Raw genomic sequence first — 24,521 nt, forward strand, 5'->3', positions numbered from 1 at the left:
CATTCTAAACTGGGATTCAAAACGTGACACATGAAGCCTTACGCTCCTTCGTGTAGCTCAAACATAGCTTCTACTTCTACAGGTATATTTCCTGGCAAGGAACCCATTCCCACAGCAGATCTTACTCCTACACCATTTTCTTCACCCCAGACCTGCATGAATAATTCACTGCAGCCATTGATTACATAAGGATGTCGCTCGAAGGAGGAGTCGCAGTTTACCATTCCTAGTACTTTGATCACACGCTTCACTCGATTCAGTGAACCTAGATTGGCTTTGATAGTTGCCAGCATCGCAAGTCCAACTTGTCGGGCAGCAAGTTTTCCGGCTTCAATATCCATATCTACGCCTATTCTTCCCATGATCAAACTGCCATCTTCTTGTACAGTACCATGGCCGGAGAGATACAAGTATTTGCCATCGATTAGGCATGGTTTGTAAACACCCAGCGGTTTTGGTGCTGGTGGAAGGTTAAGACCAAGTTTGGTGAAGTTGCTTTCAGGAGTTTCCATAATGGGAGTGTTTTCTAATTTTTTATACAAAAATGTCCAAGATCAGGACACCGGCCAATCCAGCCACAGCTACAATTGTTTCCATCAAGGACCATGATTTGATGGTGTCTTTGATACTTACATTGAAAAACTCCTTATACATCCAAAATCCTGCATCGTTGAAATGGGAAAACATCAGACTTCCTGCCCCTATGGAAAGAACCAGAAGATTTGGATCCACATTCATGGTGGTTATTAAAGGAGCGATTATTCCTGCAGTGGTAAGCCCTGCTACTGTAGCTGATCCTACGCAAACCCGGATAATTGCAGTAATAATCCAAGCCAAAATCAATGGATGAATATCCCAACTTTGAAGTCCTTCTGCAATCACTAAGCTTACACCTGTATCAGTAAAAATCTGTTTCAAAGCACCCGCGCCAGCTACGATCAGTAAAATCATTGCGATGTCTTTGGTAGCTACCGTATAGAGATCCATGATTTGCTTCATGGTGAAATTGCGCTTAAGCCCAAGCGTAAACGTAGCAATCAAGACAGAAATCAACATTACTATTCCCGGATCAGCTACAAAAGCAATCACTGGCGCTAAGCTGCTTTCTTTGGGAATATTTAAATTTAGTGCAGTGGTCCCTACAAGTAAAACAACGGGTAGCAATGCGGTGAAAAAGCTGTTCGCTGTTGAAGGCAACTCAGACTCAGGCTTTGTCTCTGCCTGAAAAGTCTTAAGCGGTTCTGCTTTCATATTCTTCAGCGTTCTTGCGAAAAGAGGTCCTGCAAGAGCAATAGTCGGAATTGCAATTAAAAAGCCGTAGAACAGCGTCAATCCCATATTGGCGTCAAACTGTGCAACCAAAGCAGCCGGAGAGGGATGTGGAGGAAGGAAACCATGTGTCACCGAAAGCGCCGCCAATAAGGGAATTCCCACATACACTGCTGAGATTTTATATTGATAAGCTACGGTGAAAGCCAGAGGGACCAGGAGCACAAAACCAACATTGTAGAATAGGGGAATGCCCACTACCAAACCGGTGATAGCCATAGCCCAGGTAATGTGTTTTTGGCCAAAGATCTTCATCAGGAAGCCTGCGATTCGCTGCGCGGCACCGGATTCTGCAACCAGCTTGCCCAACATGGCGCCCATCACAATTACGATCACCAAGTCTCCGAGCAAGCCACCCATACCACGCTGCACAGATCCGGCGATCTGATCTGCCGGAAGACCAAGCAGAAAGCCTGCAGAGATGGAAGCGATCAGAAATGCCAAGAATGGATTGAGCTTAGCCCATACAATCAGCAGCACAAGGATCGCTATGCTGAGCAGTACTAGAAGAATGGTCATAGGAATAGGTTGGGTTTAGCCGACTAAGATAAAAAACATTGGCGAATAAGAGTTTTACAATAGGAGATTGTTGCCAGTAGAGAAACAGAGTACAAATTGGTCTGTGATCAGTCGCAGAGATCAGTCTCGGAAGGGCGTATTTATTGAACTGTTCGGAACTATAAATTGGACTTTTGCTTTTGACGGAACGCTCAGGACTATTTCTTAACCCATCTAGTTTGAAGAGATTTTACTGAATTAGAAAAAGTAACAAAATAAAACCCCGGCTTCAAAAGCTGTAGTTCTTCGGTGAATTTGATTTCACTATAGCCAAATGATGAAATTAAAACTCCCTGAGTCGAGTAAATGAAGACTTGAGTATTTTCAGCATTATAGCTTTCAGGCAGTATAACTCGGATGCTGCCACTGGAATGAGGGTTTGGAAAAATTGAGAATTGATCATTAATGTTACCCGAGAGCTTGTCTAATCTTACAACCTTGCTCCAAGATGATTGGCCTGAAAGGTCTATCAGTCTAATTTGATAATAAGTTGTGACAGGAGTTGATAAGCTAATGTCAGAGAAAGAATAGAAGGCAGGAGAGTCTGAATTGCCTTGGCTGGGCACTTCGCCGATTTTTTCCCATTTGGTCAAAGGGGAATCAGATCTGTAGATTTCAAATTTCTCATTCTCATTTTCACCTGCCACCGACCAGGTGATATGTTTTATGTTTTCTTTGAAACTTACAGAAAGTGAAAGCCAGGTGACAGGAAGAATACTCAATGTTCGGAAACTGCCTACTGTGAAGTTTTTACCTGGCAGATCGTCAAATGTTAGGTTTCTAATAGCCCAAAGGTTAGTTGCATCGGAACTTTCTATATGAGTTCCCGGAGCTGCATAACCCGTACACACCAGTCTAAGATCTTCCGGCTCATCGACGATTAAGTTTTGCGCTGATATTCGTAATTCAAGTGGGTTAGTGCTCGTATTTAACCCCGAAAAATTGAAATAACTAAATAACCTATAGAGAATTGGAGTGCCGTCCAAATCATTGAAACTTGGATTGAAATCTGCTCCTTTATATTCAGTGTAGTTGATGGTGAGATTTCCACCCGCATTTATGCCAAGTAATTGCACTTTTCGGATACCTCCATGATATCGATCGCCAAAGGGAAAGGAGCCATTCGTAGCAGTAAAAGTTATAGGCACATTCGCATAGGTAAATGATGATAAGTTTTCCCAAGAACCAGCTTGATAATTCAATACTCCAGAATTCGAGGTATTGATGGTGAGGCTGTTATTTTGGAAATCCAGTTTGCCGTCAAGCATGGTGAGGTTTCGAAGTACGCTCATGTTTTGATCTAACTTGAGCTTACCGTCTGATTTATTGACAGTTAAATCCTGAGGGCTAAAAGCAAATCCCACAATTTCCTGATCGGCAGTTCCTGAAAAAGTAAGGTGTGAATTGTTGGTCAGAAATTGACCTGAACCAATGCGAGACAAATCTCCTGTGATTGTCAAAGTGGAGGGGAATTGGACATTTTGTAATCCTTGTATTTCTATATGGTGAAAAGATGATAGGGTACCTGCATCTGCGAAAGTAGGTGCTAGAATGGACTTGGTGGATGATCCCCCTCTGAATATCACTTTTCCCTCCATTCGGAAATTTGCTGCTTCAATTCTGGGGCTCGTGCCTTCTAGGATCAACTCTCCACCAGTTTGGAGTTCGAAAAGTAAAGCACTAACAGATCCTGAAATTGATCTGGCAATGATGTTTTCATTACACTCGGAAATGAACTTTCCATTTGATTCAATAAGGAAATCACCAAAAGCGCCTGGGGGATAATAGCTTGTTTCTGTATTAAACGAGAGAGATGAACAAAAATTAGGCATAACTGAAGTGTCTAATTTCTGGTGTAAAGTTCCAGACCGAACTATGAATTTTACAGCTTTGAATGGTTCTTCAATTGTCAAAATAACCCCAGGTCCAGGGTCAAATATGACTGTATACCTACTCTGGGTGGTAAAGCCACTCCAAGCGTTTTTAGGAATAATTATTCTTGAATTCCCCTTAAAAGTAAGTGTACTTGTAATGGAATTGCCTATCCAGTTTTGACTGTTCCATGTTCCACTTGGGCTTCCCGGTGCAGCACCTGAGAATGCTTGCAGAGATCCATAAATATTAATATTTCTACCATTGATATTAAATTTTTCTCCTGCTCCTGTTTCAGCATTGATAAAGAGACTTTTTACTTCTTCATTACCAGTCAAGGTAACTTTATGATTCTTATCAATATAAATATCATTCGTCTGACTGGGCTTTACTGATGCTGCAGTCCAAATTGCTCCATCATATATTTGCCAGATAGAAACCGTACTAAAATTTCCAGATGCAATCGTACGATATGAGCCTGTTTCTTGGCAAAGGCAAAGGTTGAACCAAAGGCAATAAAGTGTAACTGCCGAGAATATGAAGTATATTCGGCATTGAAAAAGTGCCTTCCAGGCCAACGTTTTGCCCCGTGTTTTCATTTTAAAAAGTATTCTGAAAAAGCGTCTATTAATTTAGTGAAATGAATTTTAAAAAAACAATAGTTAGTTTTATTTTTTTATTGATTGTCAGTGGTTTAGGTGCACTTAAAGCCCAGCAATACCAAATTTCTCTACTGACTTGTGATCCCGGAGAGGAGATCTATAGTTCCTTTGGGCATAGTGGGATTCGGGTGATCGAGTTGACTACGGGGAGGGATGTGGTGTATAACTATGGGACCTTTGACTTTGGCGCGCCTAATTTCGTCCTGAATTTTGCCGGAGGTAGACTGGATTACTACCTCTCGGTATCAACTTTTGATCGCTTTATCGCAGAATATGATTACTTCCAGCGCTCCGTACGGGAACAGGTATTGAGTCTAAATGAGCAGCAGAAGTTGGATTTGATTCGGTTTCTGGAGACGAATTACCTGCCTGAGAATAGGGCCTATCGTTACGACTTTTTCTTTGATAATTGTGCTACCCGAGTGCGTGATGCGATCAGCACGGTCCTGGGAGATCAGCTGATCTGGCATGATGAAGTTCGAGAGCCTGTTGAAAGTACTTTCAGAGAGTTGATCGACGAAATGGTTTACTATATGACCTGGTCAGATTTGGGAATTGATTTGGCACTGGGTTCCCGCTTGGACAGGGATGCGACGCCACTGGAAGAGCAGTTTCTGCCTAAGTATGTGGAAGGTGCCTTTTCCAGAGCTGAGATCCAGGGAGATGGGCCTACCCGGCCTTTGGTGGAGAAAAGTAGCGTGATTTTGAATTTTGAAAAACCGGAAGGTTCTTTTGGAGCCATCAATCCCTATTGGATTTTTTGGGTGATAGCGTTCGTATTTACAGGGATTACGTTCATTGGATTTAAGAAGAAAAAGCTATTCGTGGGATTTGATATTGCATTTTTTGGAATATTAGGGATCGTAGGATTGGTGATGACTTTGCTGTGGATAGGATCGGAAATTCCTTCTACCAAGTACAATTGGAATATACTCTGGGCATTTCCAGGGCATTTAGTATTGGCGATTGTTTTACTTAGAAAAACCATAAAACCTTGGGTTTTAAAATACCTTCTTTTTGCCCTGATTATGGCTGATGCTGCAGTGGTATTCTGGATTTTGGGTTGGCAATCTTTTCACCCTAGTCTAATTCCTTTGCTTTTGGTGCTGATCCTTAGAACAAACTATTTGTATTATAATGTTGGGAAGTTTAAGCAGGTAGAAAAGTAATTTTCTCTTTCCCTCTAAACTTTTGCATAGTGGGTTGGTGTTAGGTATTTTCGGACGAAGCTTATGGAATTCAAACTTACCTCAGATTATCAGCCTACAGGAGATCAGCCCAAGGCTATAGAACAACTGACGGCTGGAGTCAATAACGGCGATCAGGCCCAGGTTCTATTAGGCGTGACTGGTTCTGGAAAAACCTTTACCATTGCCAATCTTATTCAGCAAACACAGAGACCAACGCTGGTCCTGAGTCATAATAAGACTTTGGCGGCTCAGCTGTACGGAGAGTTCAAGCAATTTTTTCCAGAAAATGCGGTTGAGTATTTTATTTCCTACTACGATTATTATCAGCCGGAAGCCTTTATACCCACTTCTGGTACCTATATAGAAAAAGATCTTTCTATTAATGAGGAGATCGAGAAGCTACGATTGAGCGCGTCATCGGCATTGCTGACAGGTAGGAGAGATGTAATTGTGGTTGCTTCTGTGTCTTGTATTTACGGTATTGGTAATCCGGATGAATTTGGGAAAAATGTCATCAAACTTCAGGAAGGGGACAGGATTCCTAGAAATCAGTTGCTATTTAAGCTGGTGGATATATTATATAGCCGAACCCAGCATGAGTTGACACACGGAACCTTCAGAGTGAAGGGCGATACAGTAGATATTTTTGTGGCTTATGCTGACTGGGGATATCGAATTTTCTTTTGGGGAGATGAGATTGAAGCTATTCAGCGATTTGATCCAGCTACAGGTAAGAAACTTAATGATGAAAAAATCATCTCGATTTTCCCTGCAAACCTGTTTGTGACTGGTAAGGATACCTTGCAGACCGCTATACATGAGATCCAATATGACATGGTGGATCAAGTGAATTTCTTCGAAAGAGAAGGGAAGTTCATGGAGGCTAAGCGTCTTCAGGAACGCACGGAGTTTGATTTGGAAATGATGCGTGAGCTAGGCTACTGCTCTGGGGTAGAGAATTACTCCCGATATTTTGATCGGAGGGCTCCAGGAGCTAGGCCGTTCTGCTTGTTAGACTATTTCCCGGATGATTTTCTTTTGGTAGTAGATGAAAGCCATGTGACACTACCGCAGGTACGTGCTATGTGGGGAGGAGATAGATCCCGAAAAATCAACTTGGTGGATTTTGGGTTTAGACTCCCTTCTGCTTTGGACAACCGTCCCTTGAAATTTGAAGAGTTTCAGGATCTGACCAATCAGGTGGTTTATGTTTCGGCGACACCTGCAGATTATGAACTTTCACTTACGGAGGGAGTGGTCGTGGAGCAAATTATTCGTCCTACAGGACTTTTGGACCCTACGATTGAGGTGAGACCTAGCCAAAATCAAATAGATGATTTGCTGGAGGAAATAGATCAGACGATCAAGTCTGGTGCAAGGACATTGGTCACAACTCTAACCAAAAGGATGGCTGAAGAGCTTCAGAAATTCCTTGAAAGGGCTGGCGTAAAGTCACGTTATATTCACTCTGAAGTAAAAACACTCGATAGGGTAGAAATTCTACGTGAATTACGCTTAGGTATCTTCGATGTATTGGTTGGAGTAAACCTTTTGAGGGAAGGATTGGATTTGCCGGAGGTTTCTTTGGTGGCGATTTTGGATGCAGATAAGGAAGGTTTCCTCCGAAATGAGCGGAGTCTGGTGCAGACTATTGGTCGTGCGGCACGGAATTCGGAAGGGCGAGTGATTATGTATGCCGATAAAATTACTGATTCCATGCAGTTAGCGATAGATGAAACCAAGCGAAGACGTGCCTTACAAATCGAATACAATACTGCTAATGGCATCACCCCGACAACAATTCTGAAATCTCATGATAAGATTATGGGACAAACTAAAGTTGCGGACTCCAAGAAAAACGCTAAGTTCTACGCCGAACCAATGCCTGGTGAAGAAAGTATGGCTGCCGATCCAGTGGTGCAATATTTAAGCAAAGACAAATTGGAGAAATTGGTCACTCAGACTCAGAAGTTAATGGAAAAGGCAGCGAAGGAATTGAATTTCATGGAAGCTGCGCGACTACGCGATGAGTGGCAGTCCCAAAAATCTAGATTGGAGCAATTGAATCGTGGGGTAAGTAAATAGGGTTGACAGGGCAAAAAAATTGTAATAATGACGCTTCAAGAGGTAAAGTTGCTTGCTGCAAAAGGTGAGGGACTGAGAATAGAGTTTAAGAAGAAAGCAACCTATCCTGAGAAGATTGTCCGTGAGTTAATTGCCTTTGCAAATACTTCGGGCGGCGATTTGCTGATCGGTGTAGATGATGACGGCACTGTCAGTGGCCAACGATTTATTGAAGAAGAAATCTTTGTGATGGAAAATGCAATCAAAGAATTGATCTTTCCACCATTAGCGTATGAATTATTTTCTATCAAACTAAATGAGAAAAAAGGTGTAGCAGTTTTTAAGATTTCTTGCAGCCCAAATAGACCACATTATTTAAAAGAAAAAGACAGAAAGCAGGCTTTCATTCGTGTGGCTGATCGCTCAGTACAAGCGAGCAGGGAAGTTTGGGAAATATTAAGGCGTGGGAAAAACCCAAGAGATATGGTATTTACCTATGGGAGAAAAGAAGAGATATTGATGAAGGCATTAGGAGAATCTGAAAAAATCACGCTCAGGGAATTCGCTAAGCTAGCAAATCTGCCCAAGTTTTTAGCCTCTAAGACTTTGGTTCGCCTAGTGCTCGCTAATGTGCTACAGATTCACCCACAGGAGTCAGAAGACTTTTTTACCCTCAAAAGTTAGGGAGCTTTATACCAGTTCTTGCCGTAAACCCGCTATTTCCTTGTAACCCTCCCGAGTGAACCAAAAGAATTTTTGAACCTATAGGGAAATAGTCTTTTTTGATCAAATCCCAGATTCCAAAGGCCATTTTTCCAGTATAGATAGGGTCTAGAACTAGTCCAAAGTTTTCATAAAACCACCAAATAAATTCTATTAATTCTGATTTGTGTTTGGCATAGCCCCCAAAATGATAATTGGTGAAAATCTTGTAAGTGCCCTTACTTAAAAGTTTGTGTTTCTCAATTAGCCCAGTAATTTCCTGGTGAATGAATTCCCCTTTTAAAGAAGAGAATCCAAGTAATTTTTGGTTTGAGCCAAGTGAGGCATAAAGTCCGGCGAAAGTTCCCCCAGTTCCTATGGAAGAACAAATATGAGAGTATAGCTGATCTTCTAAGTCTAAGATTTCTTGTGTGCCTTTGATGGCAAGTTCGTTAGTTCCTCCTTCTGGGATGAGGTAGAAATCACCAAATCTTTCTTTCAGATCAGTTAAAAAATCAGTTTTTGCTTTATTTCTGTAGGCAATTCTGTCAATAAAGTAAAGCTTCATCCCGAGCTTCTCTGCATGCAAAAGTGTGGGGTTGAGTGGTTCGGTCCGTTCCCCTCTTATCATGCCAATTGATTCCAATCCTTCAATTTTCGCTGCTTGAGAAGAAGCGTAGATATGATTAGAAAAAGCCCCTCCAAAGGTTAGTATCGTATTTTTCCCTTCTTTTTTGGATTGTTCTAGATTGTATTTGAGTTTGAAAAACTTGTTTCCAGAAATTTCAGAGTGAATGAGATCCAGGCGCTTAATGGCCAATTCGATTCCCTTTTCTTCTAATAAAGAGTGTGTAATAACTTGTGTAGGAATTGTTTTTGGAAGTAGCATTTGAGGTGCTTTTTGACAGAGGTGTCAAAGTTAAGCCTGATAATCCTATTTTTGCAGCATGAGCATGCACCCAGACGAAGATTTTGACGAGGAAGAATTAGAGCTTTATGAGCACTACAAGTTTGTAATCGACAAAGGTCAGACCCCAGTTAGAATTGATAAATTTTTGACAGGCAAGATTGCTTTTGCTACCCGAAACAAGATACAGCAAGCTATCGATGCTGGAGCAATCCAGGTAAATGGAGAAACTATTAAGGGAAGTTATAAGGTGAAGCCGCTTGATGATATCCGAGTGTTGATGGGCAAGCCCCCCCGCGACACCGAAGTGGTTCCTGAGCCTATTCCGCTGGATTTTGTTTATGAAGACAAGTACCTGCTTGTTGTCAACAAGCCTGCAGGAATGGTGGTACATCCTGCCCACGGTAACTGGTCGGGGACTCTAGTCAACGGTCTGGTGTATCACTTTCAGCATCTGCCGGAAATGAAAGGTAATGAAGGCCGTCCTGGGCTGGTTCATAGAATAGATAAGGATACTTCAGGGTTACTTGTGATTGCAAAAGCTGAAGAGGTGATGACTCATTTGGCAAAGCAGTTTTTTCACCATACGATAGAGCGTACTTACTTGGCTTTGGTATGGGGAGAGCCGGAAGAGGATTCGGGTACTGTGACTGGTCATGTAGGAAGAAGTGCCAAAAACCGTAAGATCATGGATGTATTTCCAGACGGAAGTCAAGGAAAGCATGCAGTCACTCACTGGAAAGTACTTAAAAGGTTGAGGTACGTGTCACTAATACAGTGTAATCTGGAAACTGGCCGTACGCATCAAATCCGGGCGCACATGAAATACTTAGGCCATCCGCTTTTCAATGATGCCATGTATGGAGGGGATAAAATCCGAAAAGGGACCCAGTTCTCAAAGTATAAAACCTTCGTTCATAATACGTTTGAGCTTTTACCGCGCCAGGCACTTCATGCCAAATCCCTAGGCTTCCTTCATCCAGTGACCAATGAGAAACTATATTTTGAAGCACCTTTACCTGCCGATTTTCAGTCAGCATTAGATAAGTGGGAGAATTATGTCAACTTTGAATAAGATGCTTATGTTTAAAAATTACGCAATAATTGTGTCTAAATGATATGATTTCAGCAATAAAATGGCTGTTTTTAGGCTGTATTGGCAATATTAGTATGAATCATTAAGAAATAGTCAATTTTGAACTCGATAATACAGTAGATTTTGATGATATGGTATTTATCAAACGTTTTCATTAAAAATAATGTAAATATTCAGTTTTATTTTTGAATTATTTGCAATAAATAAACCGACCTTCTATATTTGAATCATACAAAGAGGGAAAAACAAACGGTTTACTCTCAAAGCACTCAGAATACATTGAAATTACACTACACTGTAGGATGTTGAAATTGGCAGACAAGCCCTCCTGTCTCGGGGGTGGAGGTCATAGGATAAAGCATTTAGCGAGCTCGTAAATTTGCCTAACTACTCCGTGGAGGTTCGAATCCTTCTCCTACAGCAGGTTATTTTGGGTTTATTGTTAATTGACTAAAACCATGAAATTTTGTTTCATGGTTTTTTTTATGTCCTGTTTTTTCTAGCACCCTATTCTGCAGGACCTATATTCTACCAAAATAAACGCTAACCTATTGATGTTCTTGTAAATTTTGCTTTTCATTAATTATGCACAATAAGATTTGGTTTAATTGGCGGGTTTTGTCATTATTAAATCATTAATTTGATAGTATAAATTCGCCTATATTTTGTGATAAAGTTTATTTTACTCGCTTTTTAGTATCGATACTGTAAAAAAATAAATTATTTGTTATCAAAATTTTAATAAACCAATGGTATTTCTAATTTTGAGCCAGCAAAATAAAAGATGGTAGTAAAGCAGCCGTTTAGCTCTCTCATATATTTTGCTTCTCAGACCTATTAAACTTTGGTTTGGTTTTGAACCAATCCAATTGGCATAAGGCCAATAAAATTGCACATTCATTGTAGGATGTTGAAATTGGCAGACAAGCCCTCCTGTCTCGGGGGTGGAGAATCGAGTAAAAAGCGTAATTCAACCGGACTATTGCCTAACTTCTCCGTGGAGGTTCGAATCCTTCTCCTACAGCATAAAAGCAGCACCTAGGTGCTGCTTTTTTCGTTTACATTTGTCTTAATTGTCTATTTTAGACAAAAAACCAACTAAATGACAGAAGAGCACAGAGATAAGCATTCGAAACACCCTTTTCGTAAGAAAATACTCAGGTGGGTCATGTTTACTTTTTTGGCTGTACTTTTCTTGGAGTTCATTGTGTATTTTGGATCCAACCTAGTGCTTTCCAACTGGGCTAGGCGTAAAATCAATGAAGCTGCTAAGGATGTTTATTTAGTTGACTTTAATCGGGTTAGATTTTCGCTGCTAAGAAGAGGCATCTTCATGGATGGCATAGTGATGGAGCCTATAGGTGAACGTAAACCAGGTCAAAACCAACCCTTATTTGATCTAACCTTAGATGAATTAGCGTTAAGAAATCTTTGGTTTGACTTTTCTGAAGGTATTTTGTACGTAGGTAAATTGGATTTTGACAATCCTAACATAAGTATGGATTTACCACCCAATAAAAACAAACCCGACAAGGAGGAGGAAATTCAGAATGAGCAGAAAGATGGTTCTCCGGTAAAAGCCCTCGAGGATGAGTTAAAGAAGATAATTGGTAAGATTAATTTTACCGGTGTTTATATTACTGAACTTGAAATAAATCATGCAGATTTATTCTTTTTAAATTTTCTGAGCCAAAATTCATTAAAAGCAGAGAACACTAGATTGATTGTAAAAGATATCAACTGGGCAACTAAAGAAGAATGGGCTACTCCGTTTAATGCCAGAGGTTTCGAATTTGACTTGGAAAATGTGAACTTCCCGCTTCCCGATGGCGTGCATTTTATTCAGTCGGAGAAGGTATATGTCAGTTCTCTTGATAATCGGATTTTAATTAACGGGTTTCAACTAAGTCCGGACAAAAGCATTCAAAGCAAATCCTACTATGATGTCTATCTAAGTGAGCTTCGGGTAGGAAATGTTGACTTGAATGAGGCTTTTATGTCTTCAAATGTTGTCATCGATGAAATAGTCTTAAACGATCCTCGATTTAAAGTTGAGCAAAACCTAATCAGTGAAAAGGATAGTACTGCAACTGGTGATCTTAATGAATTGATTCAAGGGATTCTAAAGTCATTTGAGGTTCAGGAATTATCTGTCAATAATGGGAAATTCAGTACCTATAGTTTGGTAGATACGCTCAAAAATCGAATTGATATTCAGAAGCTTGACTTCAAGATGATTAATTTTTATTTGGGAGCTGATGAATCCAGAAAATCCAATCAATTTTTCTATGGCGAAGATGCGGCAATGGATATTCAAAATGCAGACTTGTATTTATCAGATGAAGTTCATGTGATCTATGGAGACAGAGTGAGTGTTTCTTCGTTCAAGGATGAGATTATCGTGGAAAATATCCGGATAGAGCCTAGGGAAGATGCCTTGAAAAGTGGACAGGCAAATCACATCATGAGAATTTCCCTGCCTAAACTCGCGTTAACGAAAGCCAACTTGAAGCAGCTATATAATGAGGGCGTTTTTAACGTTGATGAAATGCTCATTCAGTCTCCAAAGGTGGAAATAACAGAACTTAGACAAAGCAAAGAGAATTCAGAGGGTGTGCCGGTGAAGGAGCTTTTGACCGGGTATATGGATGAGCTTGCTATCGGAAAAATGGATCTTAGAGATGGGGAGGTTCAGTTTAAAAATGATAAAGGTGTTCGAAGTGATGATATTGGTTTTGAGAAATTTGACCTATTGCTAGAAAAAGTCTTTTTACAACCGAATTTGTACAGTGATGTCAGAAACCAATTCCTAGCGGAGGAGATGGTTCTTAGTTTAGATAAGTACAGATTGAAATTGCGAGATAACCTGCATGTGTTTTTGGCAGACAGAGTCTTGATAGATAGTAAGAACTCACGTGTTGTGGTGAGTAATTTCACCCTAAGACCCGAAAATCCAGATTCAGTACAAACCATTCTGGATTCCTATGGTAAATCTGTGATTTTGGATATTTCAGTTCCGGAATTCCGTGTCGAGGGCATAGATTTAATGTCAGTTTACATGGATGAGAAGCTGATCATCAATCAAATTCTTGTCCCTTCTCCGGTGGCTAGTCTCACTCGTTTTAGAAAGAAAAATGCTGGATCTGCTGCGTCCATAACTACTAGTCAACTGGAATCATCAGATGAAATTAAGGAGTTGCTGACATCCTATTTTTCTTCCATTCAAATTGATTCCATTAGTTTCAGCGATGGACAGGTTCAATACAGAAATTTTGCTGGTAAGAAAGATTTAGCCTTGAGTGAAGACAGTCTTTCATTGAGTCTAAAAGGATTTTACCTTGAAAGAGGGCTTGAGAAAAGCCCGGATAGGACATTTTTTTCGGATGAAATTGACTTGAAATTAAGAAAGTATGATTTCAGTGTAGCGGGAGGGAATTATAAGGTAGATACTGACGGACTTCGCTTTAATTCTCGCTCTAAGACCATAGAGATTGAAAACCTTACGCTGAGTCCAAGTAACTCGATAAGCAGTAAAATCGCATTATCTTTAAAATTGCCCAGAGTTTCTTTTGAAGGGGTAGATATTGAATCTTTTTTGTTTGAAAATGAGCTACAGCTAGAAAAACTTGCAGTGGATGGAAGTACGATTAATCTGGAGATTAATCGGGATTTTCAGAGGGAGAAAACTGGAGATGTAGCTGGGCCAGTTACTGAAAAAACACTTCCAAAATCTATTCAACTTGTTTCTATTGGAGCAATAGAGGCTACAAATTCTAAATTGAGTTTGAATTACAGAGTAGGGGAAAGTGGGTTTGAATCTATACAAACCGATTTTGACTTAGAGATAAAAGGCTTAATCTTAGATTCTGCTGCAAATGCGAGGGAAGATATTGCAGGCTTGTTTGATGAGATCAGCCTCAATCTCAATGATTTCTCCTATGCATTGCCGGATAGTATCCATACGATACGTTTCTCAAATTTCTTTGTTGATAATACAGCAGACGAGACGATTTTCTCAAATTTTGAAATTATTCCTAGTAACACTTTTGGCAATCCAGGCTCGCCCATATTTTCTGCCAAAATCGATGAGTTGGGCGTGAGGAATAATAGAATCAGAGATATTCAATCAACAGGCATAGTTGACCTGACTCAGCTTCGTCTACTAAATCCTAAAATCAATGTATATCTTGATACCGCCCAAAAATCTCCTAAGACTAAAAAATCATCAGGTAACTCTAGCCCAAAAAATCTAGGGCTAATTGAGTCGGTATTGCTTCAGGATATATTAATCAATAATGGAGATATTAGAATTCATAACAAGGAGAGTGGTCAGATTCCAAAAATGGCATTTCATAAAGTCAATTTTGGATTACAGGAACTCAACTATGATCTGATGAATAAAAATGCAGAGCTGAGTCCTCAGTTTCTGCTGGAAAAGGACCTGAGTCTTTCTATTTCAAACTATCAAATTTATACAAATGATAGCATGAATAAGTTGAAGCTCGGAAAAGTAAGATACCTGGATAATACCATCGTCATCGATAGTATTTATTTCCAGCCTGCTTTTGGGCGCTATGATTTTTTGCGTAGAAAAGGGTATCAGGACAATGCAATGGATGCTTTTATTCATCAGATCAGGCTTGAAGACATAGATTTTGATTCTTATTTCATAAATAAAAACCTGAAAGCCCATGCTTTAAGAGTTAATGGTTTTGAGGTGGATGTTTTTAGAGATAAGAGAATCCCACTAAAAGAAGGTGTAATCAAACCTATGCCTCAAGCATTAATGCAGAACTCCCCATTTGATTTAGAGTTTGATTCTGTGATTTTGAATAATGGGGTTATACGATATCAGGAGTTTGCTCCAAAAGCTATGCTCCCGGGTTCTATAAGGTTCGAAGAGGTTAATGCTTCTATAGCTCCTTTTGTGATGCGCAAGAGTAGTGAGGAGTTTCCATTGAAGTCCAGTATGTTGTCAGCCACTGCGAAACTTATGGGAGAAGGGGATGTTAAATTAAATGCAAATATGTTTTTTGGCGCACCGTACCCTATGGATGTAGATGTTGAGCTGGGAGAATTCGATCTTTCTCTTCTTAATACTATGCTTGCGAATAATGTTTTTCTAAAAGTGGTAGATGGGCGTGTTACTGACGGAAAGTGGAATTTCAGAATGGATGATGATGTAGCTAGAGGCAAAATGAACTTTAGATATGAAGATCTAAAGATTGAGTTTTTGGATTCTTTGACCTTAGAAAGGGGTAAAGGAAAACTTGGGATCATGACCTTTCTGGCAAATGCATTTACAAAAAGTAATAATCCCAGAAAATTCTTTAATCATCGGGTCATTTCTCGGGTTTACTTCGAGCGGGATAAATCCAAATTCATTTTCGGGGGCTGGTGGCGTGCTACTTTTAGTGGCTTGAAGGGAAGCATAGGACTAGGACAACCAAAAGTACCAAAGCGAAAAGAGGAAGACGAGTGATCAGCTTTCAGTGGTCAGTCGCAGTTTTCCGTTGTTAGTATATTTTCTTTTGTATGATGCAAATAGCTTTTCTGGTTGACAATTTTACACTTAGAGATAGAAGATTGGTACTTGAAAACTATGTTCAAAGTCATGTTTCTTAGGAGATTGGAAAAGGAGTGAAGAGGTACCATTGCTAATTACAAAACGAAAAGCCCTTATGAGATTAATTTCATAAGGGCTTTTCTGATTTATCTACTAAGAGTTTTACCTTCTTAGGATTTTGAGTTGTTCGCTTTGTGGTCCCCAGATTAGTTGAACAATGTGAACCCCTGGGGCTGCTTTTTCTAGGTAATCATTGACAACTAGACTTACCTCTTCTACTGATCTGACAGAATAGGAGTTGAAGACTCCTTTTACATCTGATATTTTAATATGTATTTGCTCGTCTCTAAAGCTTCCTCTGTCGAGTAGATCTACTGTAACGTAGTTTCCTGGACTACTTGGGTTAGGATAAACCACCCAAGTGGATTGGCCTTTGAGTCCTTTCACTTGAATCGACCGAGTAACACTATACGCAAATGACCCATCCACATCGATTTGTTTCAATCGATAAAGAATATTTCCTCCTGCTGCTGGTAGATTTGTGTCCTCAAATTTGTATTCAGTAGGAGAGTCACTGTATCCTTGACCTGTCACTTCTCCGATTTTAGTCCAAGAAGTCAAATCATTAGATGTAGCTCTTTCTATTTCAAATCTATCATTTTCCCATTCTTGGGAGGTAGCCCAAGTGAGTTCGCCGGTTCGGTTGTCAGGGTTGTATTCAGCTTTGAAATAGAGGTAGGATACTTCTAGGATGCGGTAGTTGAAGAAAGAAATATAGACGACTCCATTTCCTCCTTTTCCACCTCCGTTGTATCCAGCGCCTCCACCTGACCCGGAATAAGGTACACCAGGGTATCCAACTCCTCCGTTTGCAGTAACAATTAAATTTCCATCACCTCCTAATTTCTGTCCACCAGCAATACCACCTATTCCAATTTTATCAGTACCATTGAATAGAGCTCCTATACCTCCTCCCCCGGCGCCATAGTTTATTATTGTTCCACCAAAGTTTATCGAAGCACCTTGCCCCCCATTTCCCCCTTCACCTTGCCCTTGCCCTGCGGCCTTTCCATTTTGACCTATTGCCAAAGCAGGGTCAGTATTTATTCCACCTCCGCCACCACCTGCTATTGCTGTTTGTTGATTATTTTCACCATTCCCTCCTGCTCCGCCTGCATATACCAACCCTCCAGTACTTCCTGCCGAGTTTGGAGTCCCTCCATTTCCTTTACTTCCACTATTGGCGGCTCCACCACCACCAGCAGCTCCTATGTTCCCTACGTAATTTCCAGTTGATGCTGATGCTCCACCTCCACCTCCAATAGCAGTCATAGTTATACTGCTTCCATTTACTGAGCCTGTAAATGATGATGAAGAACCATTTGCTCCTTTGATATTAACGCCTGTTGAACCCACCCCTCCTATGCCTGTTGTAATTGTATAATTTGATCCAGCAGGCATTCCGTATGGATTGGAAATGCTATAAGATTGAGTTACTAAGGAGCCTGCTCCACCACCACCACCACCATTTCCAGAACCGCCACCGCCACCGGCTCCACCTACTAGTACAGAAAAGTCAGTTAATCCTTCAGGTGCATTCCAGACACCATCACAGATATATCGAATAATCGTGGTTCCTGTAGTTGCTCCATCATCTACATATTCCACACAATCAGTTTTATTAGCATCAGGGCAAGAATAAGATATTCTTATTTGCCCCTTATTACCCGAGTTGTTTGAGTCGCCTCCTTTTCCAATTGTTGATCCTAAAGGGCCTCCTGCATTGCCCCCAGTAGATATAGTTCCATCTGCTCCATTGGAACCTCCTGGGTATCTTGAGTCTGTTTTTCCTCCATTTGCATTTCCTGCTCCAGATATACCGCCTTCTGCATATAGCAAACTATTGCCAATTTGATTTGCAATATTAGAGTCTCTTGTTACATAGGAAGTTCCACCATTTACTTCCTTGCTTCCTCCTGCACCTACATAAACTGCTATTGCTTCACCTGGGGTAACTGAAATAGTTCTAGTAGAATAGCCGCCACCACCGCCGCCTTTTTTACCAGCTCCGTTTTCTCCTCCTCCTCCGCCGCCATATACCTGAATGGTGACGCTGTAAATATTAGGTGGAACATAGAATGTTGTATTTGTTGTAAAAACGGCTGAGCATGCTCCGAAATAGGTGGTTGGAGGAGAAGCTGATAGATCAACCCAACACGCATCTGTTATTTTTCGAATACTTACGATTTGAACTGTATAGGTATCTGTAAGACTATTAATTGGGGTAATACCATAACTGCCTCTTCCATTGTTTATTGTGAAATTACTAGATGTAGTAATTGGGCCAAAAGAACCTACACCTTGAGCTATTTGATATTGTACTTGATATGTGCCATTTGTCACAAGTAGTGGATCGGCATTAACAGTAACAGTTGCGGTACCACCAGCGCTGGTGGCCGATACAGAAGATACAGAAGATAATTGATAATTTGGTGTCACATCAATTGTTCCTGTTGCAGGACCTGTAACACATGTTCCGGTCAAAGGAATAGAATAGGAATAAAGGCCAGTGGTAGTTGCTGTACCAGAGAAAGTAATGGTGTTTCCAGAAAATGTAGCAGAAATACCTGGTGGTAAACCATTAACTCCAGGTACTCCAGGTCGATCAATCGCCGTGACACCTGAGGTGGTTTGAGTAAATGGAGTTAGAGCTGGACTACTTATACAAACGCTTGGGAAAGCTACGGATGGAGCAGAAACTGTAGCTAGAGGATTTACCAAAACTGTATAGTTTTTAGTTGGTCCAGGACAACCATTTGCGGTTGGAGTAATTATATAAGTAACTGTGCCTTGCGTTGTTCCGGTTGTAGTGATAGTTTGAATTGGTATCGGTCCGGAACCACTTGCTGTAAATCCAGAAACGCCTGCTGTTGCACTAGCTGTCCAAGTAAAAGTGGTCCCTGCCACACCTGATGTAGGTGTTACTGCAGTTGTACTGCCACCACTACAAATGGTTTGTGATAACGTTGAGTTTGTGACGGTTGGTTGTGGGTTCACCAATACCGAATAATTTTTAGTTGGACCAGGACATCCATTTACAGTCGGAGTAATTACATAAGTTACTGTTCCTTGTGTTGTTCCAGTAGTGGATATAGTTTCTATTGGAATTGGTCCAGATCCACTTGCCGTAAATCCAGAAACGCCCGCCGTTGCACTAGCAGTCCAAGCAAAGGAAGTTCCCGCTATTCCAGAATTAAGGGTGACTGCTGTTGTACTTCCACCAGAACAAATGGTCTGTGATAATGTCGAATTTGTTACCGTAGGTAAAGGATTTACCGTTACCGTTATGGTGTATGGAGCACCTGGACATGACCCTGTTGTAGCAGTAGGTGTAACAATATATTGAACTGTGCCAGTTGTTGTATTGGTTGGATTAGTTAAAGTTTGATTGATGGTTGCACCTGATCCTGCACTTGCTCCAGTTATCCCACCTGTGATAGTTCCAATCGTCCAAGAGAAGCTACTCGGAGCACTTGCAGTCAATGAAATATTTGGACCTGTTCCGCTACAAGTAATTGCTGTAGCTGGATTGGTTACAGCTGGTGTTGGATTTACCGTTACAGTTATTGAGTAGGGAGCACCTGGACATGACCCTGTTGTAGAAGTAGGTGTAACTATAAATTCAACTGTACCAGCAGTTGCATTGCTCGGGTTAGTTAATGTCTGATTGATGGTTGCACCTGATCCTGCACTTGCTCCAGTTATCCCGCCTGTGATAGTTCCAATCGTCCAAGAGAAACTACTTGGGACGCTTGCTGTCAATGAAATATTTGGACTTGCACCACTACAGATACTTGCTGTAGCTGGATTTGTTACAGTTGGAGGTGCATATACTGTAAATGATCCAGAGACTTCTGTAGGAACAGTTCCACAATTACTTGAGGCTAAGGCATAATAATAAAAGGTGCCTATTTCGTCAGATAAAGGGGTGTAATCCTCGCTAATAGCCCCTGATATTAAAGTTCCCCCGCTGTTAGAGGCAGTAGTATTTTTATACCATTGATAGCTTACACTCCCTTCCCCAGATGCTAATACTGATAAAGTTGGGAATGCTTCTCCTAAACACTTCGATTCATTAGACGTTGATGGGGATGTGTCAATTACAGTTTTAGGAGGGTTTACTCTAAATTCACCTGAAACAGTTGATGTTTCTGTTCCACAATTTCCTGTAACAACTACGTAATAATAGGATATTCCTTCAGTGGTGGAAGGTGGAGTAAAGGTGGCGGAAGTTGCTCCAGCTCCAGGGATTGCAGTTCCTCCTGTATTTGTCTGTGTTGAATTGCTATACCATTGATAAGTGAGATCACCGCCAACTGCAGTTACCGATAAAGGATTGAATCCATCCCCAAAACATTCAACTCTATCGGAGGTGTCTGGTTGAGTGGTTATAGCTGTTATATGATCTACTATAAATGCACCTGATATATTTGAGGTGGCAACTGGACCACAATCGCTGTTTACGACCACATAATAGTATAAAGTCCCAATTGTAGAAGCATCAGGAGTATAGGTCGGGGAATCAGTTCCAATAGGCGATCCTCCAGAATTCAGAGGATTTGTATTACTATACCATTGGTAAAATAACGTTCCTGTACCGCTAGCAGTAACTGAAATTGGGGAGAAGGATGTTTGACCAAAACAAGCTGATTGAGCTACTAAATTTTCGCTATCAATTGAAGTTGCGGGGTTAACAGTAATTGTACCGGTAGCATTAACTCCGGAGCTAAGGCATCCCTGAACAGGGATCGAATAATTAAAAGTACCGGAAACGGACGGTGTACCGAGGATTGTAATTGTGTTTGCAGACCATGAAGCAGTAACACCAGTCGGCAATCCGGTAGGTGCTCCAATCCCGGTTGCATTTGTAGTAGCATGAGTAATTGAAGTTGCTAGAGGGGAATTGACACAAAGAGTAGGAGCTGAAGAAGCTGCGGCAACGGTTTGGTTTGGGGTAACAGTAATTGTACCGGTGGCATTAACTCCCGAGCTAAGGCATCCCTGAACAGGGATTGAATAATTAAAAGTCCCGGAAACGGACGGTGTACCGACGATTGTGATTGTATTTGCAGACCAGGAAGCAGTAACTCCCGCAGGCAATCCGGTAGGTGCTCCAATTCCAGTTGCATTTGTAGTAGCATGAGTAATGGAAGCTGCTAGAGCAGTATTGATACAAACAGTAGGAGCCGAAGAAGCTGAAGCTACTGTTTGGTTAGCAGTAACAGTAATTGTACCGGTGGCATTAACTCCCGAGCTAAGGCATCCCTGAACAGGGATTGAATAATTAAAAGTACCGGAAACGGACGGTGTACCGACGATTGTGATTGTATTTGCAGACCAGGAAGCAGTAACACCAGCAGGCAATCCGGTAGCTGTTCCAATACCAGTTGCATTTGTAGTAGCATGAGAGATGGAAGTTGCTAAAGCAGTATTGATACAAACTGTAGGCGCTGAAGAAGCTGCGGCTACGGTTTGGTTTGGAGTTCTCGTGATAGTTCCAGTTGTAGTTAAACTGACTCCGTATGAGGTTGTTACCGAGATTGTGTAAATGCTGGTAGTTGTTGGGTTTCCTGTAATCGAAATTATACCTGTACCACTATTGTAAGACGAGGTAACTCCTGTAGGTAAGTTTGTAATATTTACTGTAGGCGATCCTGTTGGTGCACTGTAAGTAATTGTAGTGATAGCAGTTCCAGTACAAACTGTTTGAGCGTCTGTATTTGTGGCGGAGGTTAGGGCTATATATGAAATTCTAATTTGACCTAGACCACCAATAGGCCTTGTATTATTTCCATTTCCAGATCCACCACCACCGCCTCCTGAAGGATTTCCAGGTGAACCTGCTCCTCCTGCTCCAGCTCCTCCAGTGCCCCCACCATTTGCAGTATTCCCCGCATTTCCCCCATCTCCTCCGCTATTTCCGCTTCTAGTATAACCATCTAATCCACTTATAATTGATTCATTGCCAATAGTTGCTGTTCCTCCAGTCCCGGAAGCCCCTGAATTATCGCCACCTTTTCCTCCCCCACCAGCTGAAACAAGTGCTGGCCCAGATCCAAAAGTTGTAAGACCTCCTGCAGAGTTGTTTCCTCCAGAACCTACTACATAAGGGTATGAAGCTGCAAATGGGCCTGTAATTGATGATCTTGCGTATGCCCCGCCGCCCCCGCCAGCACCTCTGTCATTTCCCCCTGATCCACCGCCTCCCCAAGCTTCTACCTTCATAACCTTAGTATTAGCAGGAACAGTAAAAGTAGTCCCAGTAGTTAAAATTCTAGGGTTTTGCCCATAAGCATTCCAGCCGATCGAAATCAGCAAAAGAATTAGTATGCTTTTGAGTAGCTGTTTAACCATATTTTGAGGTTATGAGCGAAATGAATTTTAACACTATAAAAATGTATTTCAAATATAGTGATTTTTATTTATTTGAATCCTCATATTTACTATAACTGCCTATAAATAAAAGTCTTCTCAAAGTGGGGAATAATAAAGCATTCAGGAAAAGTACTGTTTCCTATTCGAAAAATGGGTGTATTCCATTATTATCTTAAAACTGGAAATAAAAAAAGCCAATCTATATGCAGATTGGCTCTTAATAAAAGAATGATTGTATTATTTCAATTTACCTTCTGTATCGGTGAAATTCCCAATAATTTGTGCGCCGCTATTGATCGTAACTGTACCATAAACTGTAATCGTATTGCCTTCACCTAGGAATTCCAATGTGCCTCCACTGTTTAGTCTCAGGTCACCGTAGATCACCGTGCTTCCATGCAATTGAAGTTTGGATTGGCTATTAATGTTAAGGGAAGTATTTTTATTGTACTGTCCAAAAGCAAAAGACCCGTTAACTGTCATCAATCCATTACTGTTGACATTCAAATTTTGCTCTATAGCTAACGAACCACAGAATAAGAATGTACCTCCGATGTTGACGTTTTTCAAAACAGAGGAGCCAGCATAAGCTTGGGATTCGTTGCTGTTTACATTCAAGTTTGCATTGCCGCTATAGGCAGATAGACCTTCGCATGAGGTATCAGCAGGTGCTTCAACTTTATTGATTTTTAAAATCTGAAGGCCACCAAATCCCGTGGCTACAAATACAAATTCTTCCTCATTTCTTACAAAATTTGAAGATCCATCCAGGTCTAATACACCAAATTGCTTAATTGAAGCTAGATCGGAAACGTCTGAAATTGAGATTCCAGCGGCTCCATTGGCCATAAATAACAGGTTGTTGTCCACTGATACTGCATTGGTAACGATATCGCCTTCGGCTACATCTTCTGGGCGAATTGGAATAGCTAGTTTTTGCACCAAACTACCATCTACCATTTTGTAAATACCTGCACCATTTGCGCCTTCAGAGACGTAAAGATTACCATTGTCAATGTCCATCGTTCTTTTTGCGCCAGCTACATCTAGCGTAAGCGGGATAGAAACTACTTCAGAAAGACTGTTCGGATCCAGAATATGAACACCTGTAGTACCACTTAGTACAGCTAGTTTGTCGGTTCCAAAGGCTACAGCTCTTAAATCAGTAATTTCAGAAGAATTGCCTAAAGTTTGCGTGCCATCAAATAAGCCTATAACTCCATCATTTCCACTGGTTACAGCAGTACTGGAATTGGTATTCGCTACATCGGTAGCAACAAAACCTGGTAGAGAAGTATAGACAAATTCTGAGGTGAATCTCCCACCTGAAACAGAAACTGTGATCAAGTTTGCCGGGGAAGTAACTTCATCATTTTCGTCGATATTAACTGCGGCAGCTAAGTAGAGCTTTCCATTCTTATATTCAAGAGAGCTGATATCAGTGTCTGTAAAGACTGCCTGCTCAGTGATCACAGGGCTATAAATATTTGTAATATCGAAAATATCAACTGCCCCTAAGTAAGTATCTCCTTCAGTATTATAAGCTACATAGGCATAATTACCGTCTATATCTACGTGTGTTGCTTTAAGAGTTTTACCATCTAGAACTGGTGCGTCCACTTGAGAAACTAGAATAAGAGGTAAATCTGTCGCTTCTTCGAGAACCCTTCCTTCAGGAGCATTTGGATCAATCAGGCCAATGACACCGGCATTGTCTAAGTTCACACGTGCTGTTAGTGATTGACTATCGGAATTAATAGTAATCGGACCATCATTGATGGGATTCGAAGTGTCATTACAGGAGTAAAGAGCCATTGCTAGCGCAAGGCCAAAGACTAGATTTTTTTTCATGATTTTTAAAATAGAAGAAGAGCTGTATTTGGTCTATTAAAAACTGTTTTTCAAATAGTGTATTTAGAATTTTATTTCGAATGAGTGTAGCTATTAGACGATCATATCGAAAAATAGATTCATTTGACACAAAATTGAAATAATATTTTGATTTATATCAATAGCTAGGATAGTTATTTTCAACTCTCAATTTTTGGTTATGAGAGTTTAGCTGGTGTTTTTCTATTGCTTTATTTTTGTAAAAGGCTCGGAAAAAGAGCTCAAATATTCGAAGAATTCCTATTAGGAA

Annotated in this window: 11 protein-coding genes; 5 read left to right on the forward strand and 6 right to left on the reverse strand. The window is 40.8% G+C overall.

Annotated elements, in window-relative coordinates; genetic code table 11:
• Positions 1-38: 38 nt before the first annotated feature.
• The 3 genes from QOL76_RS14240 to QOL76_RS14250 form a co-directional block, all read right to left on the reverse strand.
• Positions 39-512: a RidA family protein gene (locus QOL76_RS14240; protein WP_283413641.1), complete on the reverse strand. Its 474-nt coding sequence runs from the start codon at positions 510-512 to the stop codon at positions 39-41.
• A 22-nt stretch (positions 513-534) separates the two neighbouring features.
• The gene (locus QOL76_RS14245; RefSeq protein ID WP_283413642.1) at positions 535-1,848 is read right to left on the reverse strand and encodes a gluconate:H+ symporter; all 1,314 of its coding nucleotides are present in this window, start codon (positions 1,846-1,848) and stop codon (positions 535-537) included.
• Positions 1,849-2,045: 197 nt separating this feature from the next.
• Positions 2,046-4,358, reverse strand: a complete 2,313-nt coding sequence (locus QOL76_RS14250; RefSeq protein ID WP_283413643.1) for a T9SS type A sorting domain-containing protein — start codon at positions 4,356-4,358, stop codon at positions 2,046-2,048.
• Positions 4,359-4,399: 41 nt separating this feature from the next.
• On the opposite strand from QOL76_RS14250, the gene QOL76_RS14255 reads away from it, so the two are divergent.
• The 3 genes from QOL76_RS14255 (at position 4,400) to QOL76_RS14265 (ending at position 8,359) form a co-directional block, all read left to right on the forward strand.
• Positions 4,400-5,590: a lipoprotein N-acyltransferase Lnb domain-containing protein gene (locus QOL76_RS14255; protein ID WP_283413644.1), complete on the forward strand. Its 1,191-nt coding sequence runs from the start codon at positions 4,400-4,402 to the stop codon at positions 5,588-5,590.
• Positions 5,591-5,653: 63 nt separating this feature from the next.
• Positions 5,654-7,696 carry an excinuclease ABC subunit UvrB gene (uvrB, locus tag QOL76_RS14260; RefSeq protein ID WP_283413645.1) on the forward strand — a complete coding sequence of 681 codons (2,043 nt, stop codon included), beginning with the start codon at positions 5,654-5,656 and terminating at the stop codon, positions 7,694-7,696.
• Between the two features lie 27 nt (positions 7,697-7,723).
• Positions 7,724-8,359, forward strand: a complete 636-nt coding sequence (locus QOL76_RS14265; protein WP_283413646.1) for an AlbA family DNA-binding domain-containing protein — start codon at positions 7,724-7,726, stop codon at positions 8,357-8,359.
• On the opposite strand, the gene QOL76_RS14270 is transcribed toward QOL76_RS14265, so the two are convergent.
• Complete coding sequence (locus QOL76_RS14270) at positions 8,349-9,266, reverse strand: 1-aminocyclopropane-1-carboxylate deaminase/D-cysteine desulfhydrase (RefSeq protein ID WP_283413647.1); 918 nt, start codon at positions 9,264-9,266, stop codon at positions 8,349-8,351. The genes QOL76_RS14265 and QOL76_RS14270 overlap by 11 nt on opposite strands.
• A 58-nt stretch (positions 9,267-9,324) precedes the next feature.
• On the opposite strand from QOL76_RS14270, the gene QOL76_RS14275 reads away from it, so the two are divergent.
• Together QOL76_RS14275 and QOL76_RS14280 are read left to right on the forward strand one after the other, a co-directional pair.
• Positions 9,325-10,359, forward strand: coding sequence for an RluA family pseudouridine synthase (locus QOL76_RS14275; RefSeq protein WP_283413648.1), 1,035 nt, complete (start codon positions 9,325-9,327; stop codon positions 10,357-10,359).
• Between the two features lie 1,189 nt (positions 10,360-11,548).
• Positions 11,549-15,862, forward strand: a complete 4,314-nt coding sequence (locus tag QOL76_RS14280; RefSeq protein WP_283413649.1) for an AsmA family protein — start codon at positions 11,549-11,551, stop codon at positions 15,860-15,862.
• 246 nt (positions 15,863-16,108) lie between these two features.
• On the opposite strand, the gene QOL76_RS14285 is transcribed toward QOL76_RS14280, so the two are convergent.
• A complete protein-coding gene (locus tag QOL76_RS14285) occupies positions 16,109-22,360 on the reverse strand; it encodes a beta strand repeat-containing protein (RefSeq protein WP_283413650.1) in 6,252 nt (2,083 codons plus the stop codon).
• A gap of 258 nt (positions 22,361-22,618) precedes the next feature.
• Positions 22,619-24,232 (reverse strand): LVIVD repeat-containing protein, encoded by a 1,614-nt coding sequence (locus tag QOL76_RS14290; protein ID WP_283413651.1) that lies wholly within the window; start codon positions 24,230-24,232, stop codon positions 22,619-22,621.
• Positions 24,233-24,521 lie beyond the last annotated feature (289 nt).

The sequence above is a fragment of the Algoriphagus winogradskyi genome (assembly GCF_900182815.1).
In the GTDB taxonomy this organism is placed as follows: Bacteria; Bacteroidota; Bacteroidia; order Cytophagales; family Cyclobacteriaceae; genus Algoriphagus; species Algoriphagus winogradskyi.